11 protein-coding genes are annotated in these 11,319 nt (G+C 67.7%); 4 read left to right on the top strand and 7 right to left on the bottom strand.

Annotated elements, in window-relative coordinates; all coding sequences use genetic code 11:
• Window positions 1–1,104: an efflux RND transporter periplasmic adaptor subunit gene (locus AC1DXK_RS07155; RefSeq protein WP_457103784.1), complete on the bottom strand. Its 1,104-nt coding sequence runs from the start codon at window positions 1,102–1,104 to the stop codon at window positions 1–3.
• A complete protein-coding gene (locus AC1DXK_RS07150; RefSeq protein ID WP_457103783.1) occupies window positions 1,101–2,204 on the bottom strand; it encodes an efflux RND transporter periplasmic adaptor subunit in 1,104 nt (367 codons plus the stop codon). The genes AC1DXK_RS07155 and AC1DXK_RS07150 overlap by 4 nt, the downstream gene beginning before the upstream one ends.
• A 97-nt stretch (window positions 2,205–2,301) precedes the next feature.
• Between AC1DXK_RS07150 and AC1DXK_RS07145 the strand changes: the two genes are divergently transcribed.
• Window positions 2,302–2,865 (top strand): TetR/AcrR family transcriptional regulator, encoded by a 564-nt coding sequence (locus tag AC1DXK_RS07145; RefSeq protein ID WP_457103782.1) that lies wholly within the window; start codon window positions 2,302–2,304, stop codon window positions 2,863–2,865.
• Window positions 2,866–2,875: 10 nt separating this feature from the next.
• Here the strand turns inward: AC1DXK_RS07145 and AC1DXK_RS07140 are convergent, their stop codons facing one another.
• The 3 genes from AC1DXK_RS07140 to AC1DXK_RS07130 are packed head-to-tail and all read right to left on the bottom strand — an operon-like array spanning window position 2,876 to window position 6,269.
• Window positions 2,876–3,940 carry a sensor histidine kinase gene (locus tag AC1DXK_RS07140; protein ID WP_457103781.1) on the bottom strand — a complete coding sequence of 355 codons (1,065 nt, stop codon included), beginning with the start codon at window positions 3,938–3,940 and terminating at the stop codon, window positions 2,876–2,878.
• A complete protein-coding gene (locus AC1DXK_RS07135) occupies window positions 3,937–4,389 on the bottom strand; it encodes a response regulator (protein ID WP_457103780.1) in 453 nt (150 codons plus the stop codon). Before AC1DXK_RS07135 ends, AC1DXK_RS07140 begins: the two co-directional genes overlap by 4 nt.
• Window positions 4,386–6,269: an MHYT domain-containing protein gene (locus AC1DXK_RS07130; RefSeq protein ID WP_457103779.1), complete on the bottom strand. Its 1,884-nt coding sequence runs from the start codon at window positions 6,267–6,269 to the stop codon at window positions 4,386–4,388. The genes AC1DXK_RS07135 and AC1DXK_RS07130 overlap by 4 nt, the downstream gene beginning before the upstream one ends.
• Window positions 6,270–6,748: 479 nt before the next feature.
• Between AC1DXK_RS07130 and AC1DXK_RS07125 the strand changes: the two genes are divergently transcribed.
• A complete protein-coding gene (locus AC1DXK_RS07125) occupies window positions 6,749–7,441 on the top strand; it encodes a hypothetical protein (RefSeq protein ID WP_477297292.1) in 693 nt (230 codons plus the stop codon).
• Window positions 7,442–7,446: 5 nt separating this feature from the next.
• Here the strand turns inward: AC1DXK_RS07125 and AC1DXK_RS07120 are convergent, their stop codons facing one another.
• Window positions 7,447–7,731, bottom strand: a complete 285-nt coding sequence (locus tag AC1DXK_RS07120; RefSeq protein ID WP_457103777.1) for a hypothetical protein — start codon at window positions 7,729–7,731, stop codon at window positions 7,447–7,449.
• A gap of 444 nt (window positions 7,732–8,175) precedes the next feature.
• On the opposite strand from AC1DXK_RS07120, the gene frc reads away from it, so the two are divergent.
• Both frc and AC1DXK_RS07110 read left to right on the top strand, forming a co-directional pair.
• Window positions 8,176–9,453, top strand: a complete 1,278-nt coding sequence (frc, locus tag AC1DXK_RS07115; RefSeq protein WP_457103776.1) for a formyl-CoA transferase — start codon at window positions 8,176–8,178, stop codon at window positions 9,451–9,453.
• A 105-nt stretch (window positions 9,454–9,558) separates the two neighbouring features.
• The gene (locus AC1DXK_RS07110) at window positions 9,559–10,491 is read left to right on the top strand and encodes a methionyl-tRNA formyltransferase (protein ID WP_457103775.1); all 933 of its coding nucleotides are present in this window, start codon (window positions 9,559–9,561) and stop codon (window positions 10,489–10,491) included.
• A 94-nt stretch (window positions 10,492–10,585) separates the two neighbouring features.
• Here AC1DXK_RS07110 and AC1DXK_RS07105 read toward each other — a convergent pair whose 3' ends face one another.
• Window positions 10,586–11,257: a class II aldolase/adducin family protein gene (locus AC1DXK_RS07105; RefSeq protein ID WP_457103774.1), complete on the bottom strand. Its 672-nt coding sequence runs from the start codon at window positions 11,255–11,257 to the stop codon at window positions 10,586–10,588.
• Between the last annotated feature and the right edge of the window lie 62 nt (window positions 11,258–11,319).

Below are 11,319 nucleotides of genomic sequence, written 5' to 3'. Positions count from 1 at the left end.
TTAGACGGCGCCGTCGGCGAGGCGCACGGCCTGGCCTTCCTTGAGGGCATGGACACCCGCGACCACGATGCGATCGCCGGCCTTCAGCCCGTCGACGACCGCGACGCGGCCGTCCTCCACGTTGTCCCGCACCGTCGCCACCGTCACGTCGCGGCGGGTGACCGACGTCCCGTTGGCGGAGACGACCCAGACCGAGCGGTGGCCGTCCTGATCGAGGAGCGCCGAGGCGGGCAGGAGAACCTGGGGCGGGACCTTGCGCGTCAGGGACACGTTGATGGTCGCGCCGAGGCGGAAGGCCGGCCCCGGATCGTCCAGGGTGATGCGGATGCGCTTGGACCGTGTCCCCGATTCGGCCAGCGGCGCGATCTCGCGGATGCGTCCGCGCGCCGTGAGGTCCGGCTCGCTCTGCAGCGCGACCGTGAACACCCCGTCCGGCGGAAGTGCGCCGACATGGGCCTCGGGAACGTCGACCACGGCCTCGCGCACGTCAGGCCGCGCTACCGTCACCACGCCCTGGCCGGCGCTCAAGACCTGACCGACCTCGGCGAGGCGCTGGGTCACCACCCCGTCGAACTCGGCCTTCAGCTCCGTGTAGCCCATCTGATCCCGGGCCTTCTGGAGGCTCGCCATAGCTTGATCCACCCGCGCGCGGGCCGTCTCACGCTTGGCGATCGCCTGATCCATGGTCGCCTGGGCGACGCTGTTCCCCGACATCAGGCGGCGGGTCCGCGCTTCCGCGGATTCGGCATTCTCGGCCTGTGCCTTGGCATCGGTGAGATCCGCCTCGGCGCGGGTCAGGTCGAACCGCGTCACGATCGTGTCGAGCGCCGCGAGGCGTTGGCCCCGGGTGACGAGGTCGCCGACTGTTACGTCCCGTTCCACCATGCGGCCGGGAATCTGGAAGCCGAGCTGCGCCTGATAGCGCGGCTCGATCGTGCCCGCGAACGGCCCGAACGTGATGGTGTCGCTCGGTGCGACAACCTGCGTGAGCACGGGTCGCACGGGAGCGGCTGAGGCGGCATCGCCCGCCTCTTCGCCGTGACCGTTGCAGCCGGCCAGCGTGGCGGCGACGAAAACCAGGACGAGGAACGTGCGCGCCTTCACGGACGGCCTCCGATCTCGATAGCGGCGACATTCTGGCCGGGGCGCAGGAATTGAATACCTGCGACGACCACGCGCTCGCCCGGTTCGACGCCGCGCTTCAGCGCGATGATATCCGGCCCGAACCGGTCGATCTCAACGGCGCGCACCGACACGATCCGCCGGTCCGGATCGTAGATCCACACGGATGGCCGCCCGTCGTAGCGGTAGAGCGCCGACCAGGGCAGGATCACCGACTCGTGCGGCGCGAAGCGCCCCCGGCCGATCACGACGGCACCCAGCCCCATGGCGGCCGGCGTCGATCTGAGGCCGATCTTCACCCGCACCGTGCCGCTCGCGGAGTCCACAGTCGGTGAGATCTCGCGCACGGTCCCCACCGCGGTGATCGACGGGTCTGCCTGGAGGGCGACCGCGATGGTGTCGCCGGTTGGCGCCTGGGCCAACAGGGATTCATAGACGTTGAACACCGCGTCGCGGGGGCCGTCCTGAGCGATCACCAGAACCGTCTGGCCCGACTGCACCACCTGGCCGACCTCGAAGCTGCGGCTGGTCACGACCCCGGCCACACCGGCGCGCAGCTCCGTGTAGGAGAACTGCTCCTGCGCCGTCCCGAGGGCGGCCCGAGCCGAGTCGACCGCCGCCTGGGTCGTGCGCAACTCCTGCTCGGCGTTGTCGTAGGTCGAACGGGTGGTGAAACCGCCGGCGAGGAGCTGCTTCTGCCGCTCGAAGGACATCTTGGCCTGCGTCAGCAACGCCTCGGCCGAGTTCAGGGCTGCCCTCGCGTTGTCCAGGTTGGCCTGCTGGGTCAAAGGCTCGAGGACGGCGAGGACCTGATTGGCGGTCACGTGGTCGCCGACCTCGACGCGCCGCTCCGCGACCTTGCCGTTCGTGCGGAACGAGACGTTGACCTGGGCCTGTGCCTGGATGTCCCCGGTGACCACCACGTCGAGCGACTGCGGCGTGCGGCGGGCCTCCACGACGCGCACGCGTGCCACGGCGGGGTCGATCGCGGTTTCCGGCTCGGCCTCGGCGCACCGGATTGACCCGAGTGCGGTTAGGACCAGCAGGAAGGCTGCGCAAGGTACGAAGGTGAAGCGACTCATGCGATCGACCTTATCGGCCGGCCTCGTGCAAATGACGTGGCGCGGTCCTACTCCATCATTTACATACCGTCCAGACGGTTTTTAGTGCAGGTCAGCAATGCAGACGAAGCGACAGCGGCTGGCGGAGCGGCCCGAGATCATCCTCGAAGCGGCCGCCTCCGTTCTCCTCAAGGCGGGCGTGCGGGGGCTGACGATCGACGCGGTCGCCGCAGAGGCTGGCCTGAGTAAGGGCGGCGTGCTGCACCACTACGCTTCGAAGGAGGCGCTGGTGGTGGCCCTCGTGGCTCGAAAACTCGTCGAATTGCGCGAAGAGATCGCCGCCTGCGCGGCCGAGATTCCCCCCGGTCCGTCTCAGCTGGCCCTGGCGATGGTGTCCCACGTTCGTCAGCACTATTGCGACGACGATGAATCGTCGCGCGCTCTGCTCCTGGCCTCGACGGAATCCCCTGAGGCGCAGAAGGGTTTCCAGGCGTTCGTGGCGGAGCAGCTAATCCAGCTCGGGCGGATCGACGGTGCCGGCCCGGGCGAAGGTTCCGTCCTCTTCTTCGCCATCCTGGGCCTGATCATGAGCCGAGCCCTGGGCTTTCACCAGCTCCGCGACGACGCGCTGGCACCGATGCTTGATGCCCTCGACCGCATGGCCGGTCGGGCCGCTGGCTGAAGCGGGACGCTCAGGCCTGGAATGCGAGGACCGCCCGGGTGCCAGGGGATCCGGGGGCGTAGGACAACGCCGAGCGCAGGTTCGACGCCATCGCGCGGACGATCCGCGAGCCGAGGCCTGTGCCGCGGATCTCGCCCTCCCCGGTCCAACCGATGCCGTCATCCTCGACAGCGAGCAGGACGGTGTCCGACGAGTCCTTCTCGACCGCCACGCGGATCTCGCCCGAGGTGCCTAGGGGATAGGCATATTTGTAGGCGTTGGTGACGAGTTCGGTCACGACGACTCCGACCGAGACGGCCTTGTCGGTGGAGAGGCGCACCGGCGCCGCCCTGAGACGGATGGCGTGATCGCGTCCGCTGGCCCGCATGGCCGCCTGCAATTCCTCGACGAGGCTCGACAGGTAGGCGTCCAGCTCGACGGATTCGACGTCGTCCGAGGTGTAGAGTCGCCGATGAATACCCGCGATCGCCGAGATCCGAGCCTGCATCTCGTCGAGGGCCGCCTTGGCGGCCGCATCCGTGACGGCATTGCGCTGCATGTGCGCCAGCGCCGCGACCAGGGCCAGGGAATTGGCTACGCGATGATTGACCTCGCGCAGGAGAAGCTCGGCCCGGTCGCGCGCCTCGCGCATTTCGGCTTCGGCGCGTTCCTTGTCGCGCCTCAGGGATTCCTGTCGGAGCGCGGTGGCGACGGCTTCCCCGAGCAATTCACGGAACTGGCCCTGAACGTCCTTCCAGACGTAGTCGACCGCGCCCGCCTTCAGGGCCGCTACGGCGACGCGGCTATCTTCCGAACCGGTCACGTAGATGACAGGCGGCGCTTGGGGGAGGCCGCGGATTTCCGGAAGTAAGTCGAGGCCGGTCTGGCCGGGCATGTGATGGTCGAGGGCGACGGCGTCGATCCCGCCCTGCGCGAGCCGCGTCAGCCCCGCGGCGCCGTCGGCGCACAGTTCCACCGCATAGCCCCGCGCCTCCAGGGCACGTTTGACCAAGCGGCCGAGGCCGGGATCGTCGTCGATGTAGAGGATGCGCGCCGCCGCAGCGGTACCGTCCCCGCTGGCGCGCGCGGCGTTCATGGGTTCTGCGGAACCTGCATGACGGAGAAGAACAGACCGAGCTGGCGGATCGCGTTGGCGAACCCGTCGTAGCTCACCGGCTTGGTGATGTAGACGTTGGCTCCGAGATCGTAGCAGCGCTGGATCTCGCGGCTGTCGTCCGTGGTGGTCAACACCACGACCGGGGAGCGCCGCGTATGCGGGTTCGCCTTGACCTTCTCGAGAATGTCGAGGCCCGTCATGTCGGGCAGGTTGAGATCGAGGAGGATGAGCAGGTGGCGACGGGCGCTCGCCTCGCCGGAGCCGTCCGGTCCGAGTAGGTATTCGAGCGCCGACGTACCATCCCGAAACGGTACGATGTCGTTGTTGACCCCGGCCCGGCGAATATTGCGCTCGATCAGGCGCGCATGCCCCTCGTCATCCTCGACCATAACGATGCTGACAGGGTGCACGGGTTGCTCCACGCTCATTCGGCGGCCAGGGGTGCCGGTTCCGGGTCGAGCAGAACCGCTGTAACTGGCCCGCGCGGCAACGTCACGTCGAACGTCGTGCCGATGCCGAGTTCCGAACGGATCTCGATTCGGCCGCCGAAGGAACGCACCAAGGCTTTGACGTGGGCGAGGCCGATCCCCTCCCCCGGACAATCCTGTGGCCCCGAGCGTCGGAACAACTCGAAGATCCGCGCATGGTCCCGCGCGGCGACCCCGCGACCGTTGTCAGTGACCGAGAAGCAGATTCCGCGGGTGCCCGCAGACTTGGCGGTGATAGTGATGCGACCCGGCCGGTTCGGATCGAGGTACTTCACCGCGTTGTCCAGGAGATTGCCGAACACTTGCTCGACGGCGAGCCGATCGGCGACGATCGAGGGCAGGCCGGGATCGATCGTGACAGTGGCTCCGGCGGCCTCCGCCTGATGCCTCTGGGCGTCCGCCACACCGCGGAGCAGGGCCGCCATATCGAGGGCCTCGGGGGAGAATTGGCGGCGGCCTTCCCGGGAGAGCTTCAGGATCGCGGCGATCAGCCCTTCCATCCGGTTCACCGCAGCCTTGATGAAGCCGAGAGCCTCGCCGAGATCCGCGTCGAGCCGCGCCGCCTGCGGATGACCGGCGAGGGCGGCGCGAATCTCTTCTCGGGTGGCCTCAAGCTCGCTCGTGAAACCCATGACGTTGACCAGCGGTGCGCGCAGATCGTGGCTGACGATGTAGGCGTAGCGCTGGATCTCTTCGTTGGATTCGCGCAGGTCCGCTTCGGCCTGCCGCTGCTCCGTGATGTCCGTATGGACGCCGACCCACTCGCGGATCGCGCCCCGCGCGTCGAGCACCGGGACCGCGCGAATCGCGAAGTGACGCCACGTCCCGTCCCGCACCCGGACCCGGTGCTCATGAATGTAGGTACGCCGTGCGCGGACGGTGTCGTTCCAAGTGTCGACAGAGGCCTGCACATCGTCCGGGTGAACCGCGTCAGCCCAGCCGTGGCCTTGGTACTCGTCTCGCGTCTGCCCGGTGATCGCGCTCCACCCGGGTTGGTCACCGAGCATCCGACCCTCGGCATCGTTGGTCCAGAGCACCCCGCGCACGGCCTGGATGGCCGCGCGAAACCGGGCTTCGCTCGCCTGGAGATCCCGCTGAACGCTCTGCTGTTCCAGTGACGAGGCCAGCATCGCCAGGAACAGGATGAGGAACGTCGCGCCGGCGACGTAGAGCGCGAGATTTTGCTGGAGCGGCGTGCTGGCGAGCGCATGCGCGGCGTGCGCGGCAGGTTCCTCCGCGGTGATCGTTGCCGCTGCCATGCCGGTGTAGTGCATGCCCGCCACCGCGATGCCCATGATGCAGGCTGCAACGAGCTTCTGCCCGACCGAGTGCTGACGAAGGGAAAGCCATAGGGCCGCGGTCGCCGCGATCACGGCGATCGCCACCGAGAGTGCGACCAGAGCCGGGTCGTAGACGAGGCCACCGGGAATCCGGAGCGCCGCCATGCCGGTGTAGTGCATGGCGGCGACGCCCAACCCCATCATCGTGCCCGCAACGAAGATACCGGTCAGTCCGACATCGGCCCGCGCCACCCACAGGAAGGCGGCCCCGGTGACACCGATGGCGATCGCGAGCGACAGGAGAGTCAGGCCGAGATCGTAGGCGGCGGGCATCCCCATCTCGAAGGCCAGCATGCCGACGAAGTGCATCGACCAGATGCCGCTTCCCATGGCGAGCGCGCCGCCGGCAATCCACGGCCAGCGCGGACCCGAGGCGGGCCGACGGGTGCGCGCGCCGAGGTCCAGCGCCGTGTAGGACGCGAAGATCGCGAGCCCGATCGACAGAGCGACGAGCGCCGGATTATAGCCTGTATGCACCATCGACTTGGATCGACGCGTAATTGACGCAGGGTGCGATGTATCCCGTGTGATTGGCCGGCGCTATCGCAATTCCGGGCCGAACAAGCTCCTCGAATACCGAGGCCCGACGCCCGCCCATAGCGCGCAGAGACGGTGGAGGATGGATCGTGCGCTCCCGGAGCGCCGCCCTCGCGTTGTGCCGGCTGATCCATCGTCGCCGCGGCCCCAGCGCCAGCTTGCGGCAAGCCGTGGCGGCGATCATCCCCCTCGATGTCCGTGCATCGGAGGGTAGCCGGTGCGGTCCGTGTCCGCGGATGGGAAACAGCCAAGCCGTCCGCGCTACCAGGGATTGCCGGGAGCCGAGCGATACGCGCGAGTGGAGACTGCCCCCGCGCCGGCGGACCGTGCAGGAAGATTCGGGTTTGTCACATCCGGACGGTCTCTGCAGCCGAGCGCGCGCGTTGTAGGTTCCGTCGATCGCCCTTCGCGAATGCAGGTTCATGAACGGATACGCTGCGGCACGATTCCCGGACGATTTGCGCGACGCCCTGGCGCGGGCTCTTTACGATCATGAGCAGGGCGCGGGGGACGATGCCCCCGGATGGGACGGCCCGGATCTGGAAGACCGGTGCCCCGGCCTTCGCGAGCGCTACCTGCAATCCGCCGACGCCCTCGCGGCCGGGCCACTCGCCGCGTTGATGGCAGACCGCTCGGTCGACGAGGAGGAATTGCGCGTCCTGCGCCGTCAGCGGATGGCGCCCGAGCGCGAGCGCGAACTCCTGGAGGCCAACAACCGGCTTCTCGCCCGTGCCGAAGCAGCCGAGACAGCACGGGCCGCCGCCGAGGCGGATTACGCCACGTTGCGGCGTGAGCGGGATGTCGCCCGGGAAGCGGAGGCCTTCTGGCAGCAATTCGCCTTCGATGCCGACGATCTGGCGACCCGGCGCCTGATCGAAGCGACGGAAGCCCGGGCAGAAGCCGAGCGGCAGGCAATCCAGGAGAGGTGCCGGAGGGAGCGAGCCGAGGCGGCCCTACGCCTGTTCGCCGACCGGTCCGATGTGATGCCTAAGGAGGGCTGGGCGTCGGAACTGACCAAGGCCAACCGCGACATTCCACTCTGGTGGTTCCACGCGGCGCGCGTGGCGCTCGAACCGCCGAACCTGTCCGGCGGGACCGGAGACGAACAGGCCTAAGCGGCTCAGGCGGCCGCCGGCTGTTTTGCAGTTGCCGGCGGTTCCCTGAACAGGGCCGTGCAGCCAGAGCCGCGGTGCATGCTCAGGATCGAAGCGCGGTCAATCTCCGGATGCGTCTTGAGAACCCTCTGAACGCAGGCCAGGACCCGCTCGTACTGCGCGGCATCGTAATTCGGTTCCAGCGGGCTGACCGCGATGTAGGTCTCGACGACAAGGACCCGCTCGGCACGGTCATGACCGACATCGACGGCAATCCAAGAGGACTTGATCAAACTGGTGCTGGCGAGCATGGGCGTCCCTCGTTCAGCTGTGCATCGTCTATCCCGCGTCCGCGGGCAATTTTGGCGAAATCATGGACCGCGCGCCGGCGAATGCCAAGGGGGCGACCCATGACGGTAACAGGAAGCGTTCGGCGTGTTGAGCGCTGCAGGTTGACAGCTTAGGGTTAGCCCGCGACGCAGCAGGCATGGCCTTCACTCGGCACTCGCGCCGGATAGATGGCATGTGGTATACAAATCGGCGGACTCGTCACCCTGAGTCCGAATGACGGTGTCGCGACACGACGAGACCGCGCGATGGGAGGGAGAGCAGTCATGATCCGTTCGAGGTTGGAAGGCCAGGCTCCCGGCATCGCGTCCCGCGCATCACGGGCTCCGGTACGACCGCGCCGCTAATCCGCGCGGCCTGAGCCGCTGACCAAGCTTCCTAGACCGACTCCAGCTCCGAGACCGATCATGACCAAGGCCCTCGAAGGCGTCCGCATCCTGGACTTCACCCACGTTCAATCCGGCCCGACCTGTACGCAGCTCCTGGCTTGGTTCGGTGCCGACGTCATCAAGGTCGAGCGGCCTGGCGTCGGCGACGCGACACGCCAGCAGTTGCAGGACATTCCGGACGTGGACAGCCTCTATTTCACGATGCTGAACCACAACAAGCGCTCGATCACGCTGGATTCGAAGAACCCAAAGGGCAAGGAGGTTCTCTGGCGGCTGATCAAGGAATGCGATGTCCTCGTCGAGAATTTCGCGCCCGGCGCCCTCGCCCGCATGGGTCTGACCTGGGAGAAGATCCACGAGGCCAACCCGCGGATGATTCTGGCCTCCGTGAAAGGCTTCGGTCCCGGCCGCTACGAGGATTGCAAGGTCTACGAGAACGTCGCGCAGTGCGCCGGCGGCTCCGCTTCGACGACGGGCTTCCGCGACGGCATCCCGATGGTGACGGGTGCGCAGATCGGCGATTCCGGCACGGGCCTGCACCTCGCGCTCGGCATCGTCACGGCCCTCTATCACCGGACCCAGAGCGGCCTCGGTCAGAAGGTCGACTGCGCCATGCAGGACGGCGTTCTCAACCTTTGCCGGGTGAAGCTGCGCGACCAGCAGCGGCTCGAGCACGGGCCGCTCCGGGAATACAGCCAGTTCGGCGAGGGCATCCCGTTCGGCGAGGCGACCCCGCGCGCGGGCAACGATTCCGGTGGCGGGCAGCCGGGCCGCATCCTACGCTGCAAGGGCTGGGAGCAGGATCCGAACGCCTACATCTACGTGATCACCCAGGCCGCCGTCTGGGAGCCGATCTGCGACATCATCGGTGAGCCCGACTGGAAGACCGACCCGAACTACGCCACCCCGAAGGCCCGCCTGCCGCATCTCAACGAGATCTTCACGCGGATCGAGGCCTGGACGATGAAGGTGTCGAAGTTCGAGGTGATGGACACCCTGAACAAGTACGACATCCCCTGCGGCCCGATCCTGTCGATGAAGGAGATCGCCGAGGACGAGTCGCTGCGGAAGACCGGCACCATCGTCGAGGTCGATCACCCGACCCGCGGCAAGTATCTGACCGTCGGCAACCCCATCAAGCTGTCGGCGAGCCCGAGCGAGGTGACGCGGTCGCCCCTGCTCGGGGAGCACACCGAGGAGATCCTGCGCGCCGTGCTGGGATATACGGAGGCCGAGGTCGGCGAGATCTCCGAATCCGGCGCGATCGGCGCGGTCCAGAAGATCGCCGCGGAGTAAGCGACGGGCGGCGATCCCGGGCGACGGACCGGGTCGCCGCCTTCCAATCCCCGATCGTCATCTCTTCGATCCCGCGTCGGGGTCGGACGAAGCCTAGGAGATCGCATGCGCATCGCCTTCATCGGTCAACAGGATTTCGGGAAGGCCGTTCTCGAGGCGTTCCTGGAGCGGGGCGATGAGGTCGCCGGTGTGTTCTGCGCGCCCGAGAAGCCGGGCGCCAAGCCTGACGTCCTCAAGACGGCGGCCGTCGACAAGGGCCTGACGGTGTTCCAATTCCCGAGCCTGAAGAGTCCCGAGGCCGAGGCGGCCATGCGCGGCCTCGAGGCCGAGATCGGCATCATGGCCTACGTCCTGCAATTCGCGCCGCAGAGCTTCGTCAACATCCCAAAGCACGGCACGATCCAGTACCACCCGAGCCTGCTGCCGCGTTATCGCGGCCCGTCGTCGATCAACTGGCCGATCGCCAAGGGCGAGTTGCAGACCGGTCTCACGATCTTCCGCCCCACCGACGGTCTCGATGAGGGGCCGGTCATCCTTCAGAAAACCTGCCCGATCGGCGCGGACGCGACGCTGGGCGAGGTCTACTTCGATTCCCTATTCCCGCTGGGCGTCGAGGCGATGCTGGAAGCGGCCGATCTCGTCGTCGCCGGCCGGCACGTCGAGATCGACCAGGATGAGGATGCTGCCGGCTACGAGGGCTGGTTCCGCGCGGCCGAGGCGGAGATCCGCTGGTCGGCTCATGCCGAGCAGATCTACAACCTGATCCGCGCGGCCAACCCGGCGCCCGGAGCCTGGACGACGCTGGACGGCAAGAAGCTCCAGATCTTCGATTCGACCTTGCATCGGATCCGCCGGCTCGCCGACGTAACGGGCAAGCCCGGCGAAGTGATCGCCGTCGACGAGGCGGGGTTCAGCGTGTGCGCGCAGGGCGGCCGCATCGAGATCCGCAAGGTCAAGGCCGAGGGCGGCAAGAAGGTGTCGGCCGGCGAATTCGCCCGGGACATCGGGCTGGCGGTCGGTCAGGTGCTCGGCCGCTAGGACGCCGCTGGGGTGCCTCTTACCGAACCGCGATGTCTTTCCGTTCCACGTGACCGTGTTCGTCGGCTGGCGACGAAGCGGTCGCGCGCGGCGGTCACGTCGCCTTTAGGGCAGCCGACCCCGTCGCATTCAAACCGTAGCCGCGGAAACGCTCGACTGTCGTACCGATCTCGTGGTCGGACAGGATGAGCGGCGTGCCGATCTGCCGCGCGACGGCGTATTGCTGGCAGAGCGTCTCCAGTTCGACGGCGAGCCAGAGGGCCTTCTCCAGGCTCGCGCCGGCGGCGATCATTCCATGGTTGGCCAGCAGGCACACATTGCGATCGACGAGGGCCTCCAGCGCCAGCTCCGAGAGGTCCGCTGTCCCGTACGGGGCATAAGGCGCGCAGCGCACGGTCGGGCCGCCGAAGGCCGCAACCATGTAGTGGATCGCTGGGATCGCCTCTCCGCAGATGGCGAAGGCGGTGCAGTAGACCGGATGCGCGTGGACCACCGCTCCGAATTCCGGGCGTGACGCCAGGATGTCGCGGTGGAAGCGCCATTCCGAGGATGGCTTCTGTCCCGACGGGTGCGTGCCGTCGAACGCCAACCGGACGATGTCCTCCGGCCCGGTGCGATCCGTGGGCATGCCGGAGGGCGTGATGAGGAGTGAATCGCCGAAGCGCAGCGACACGTTGCCGGAGGTTCCGCGATTCAGGCCCTGGGCGTCGAGTGCCCGCGCCGCCGCCACGACTTGCTCCCGCGCGATCCGCTCGTCCCTGTCCATGCCCGATCTCCGGAAGGCCCGGTTCCCGGTATGCAGGAAGCCCGGCGCCGTAAAGACGGCGC

This window comes from Methylobacterium sp. P3_A11 (genome assembly GCF_056403155.1).
Note: the sequence above shows the minus strand (reverse complement) of the source record. Positions and strands in the feature narration are given on the sequence as shown.

Bases quoted from the DNA above. Each gene is read 5' to 3' on its own strand.
- AC1DXK_RS07120 (WP_457103777.1), bottom strand. From the start codon at position 7,731: ATGCTCGCCAGCACCAGTTTGATCAAGTCCTCTTGGATTGCCGTCGAT.
- AC1DXK_RS07105 (WP_457103774.1), bottom strand. From the start codon at position 11,257: ATGGACAGGGACGAGCGGATCGCGCGGGAGCAAGTCGTGGCGGCGGCG.
- AC1DXK_RS07135 (WP_457103780.1), bottom strand. From the start codon at position 4,389: ATGAGCGTGGAGCAACCCGTGCACCCTGTCAGCATCGTTATGGTCGAG.
- frc (WP_457103776.1), top strand. From the start codon at position 8,176: ATGACCAAGGCCCTCGAAGGCGTCCGCATCCTGGACTTCACCCACGTT.
- AC1DXK_RS07125 (WP_477297292.1), top strand. From the start codon at position 6,749: ATGAACGGATACGCTGCGGCACGATTCCCGGACGATTTGCGCGACGCC.
- AC1DXK_RS07145 (WP_457103782.1), top strand. From the start codon at position 2,302: ATGCAGACGAAGCGACAGCGGCTGGCGGAGCGGCCCGAGATCATCCTC.
- AC1DXK_RS07150 (WP_457103783.1), bottom strand. From the start codon at position 2,204: ATGAGTCGCTTCACCTTCGTACCTTGCGCAGCCTTCCTGCTGGTCCTA.
- AC1DXK_RS07110 (WP_457103775.1), top strand. From the start codon at position 9,559: ATGCGCATCGCCTTCATCGGTCAACAGGATTTCGGGAAGGCCGTTCTC.
- AC1DXK_RS07140 (WP_457103781.1), bottom strand. From the start codon at position 3,940: ATGAACGCCGCGCGCGCCAGCGGGGACGGTACCGCTGCGGCGGCGCGC.
- AC1DXK_RS07130 (WP_457103779.1), bottom strand. From the start codon at position 6,269: ATGGTGCATACAGGCTATAATCCGGCGCTCGTCGCTCTGTCGATCGGG.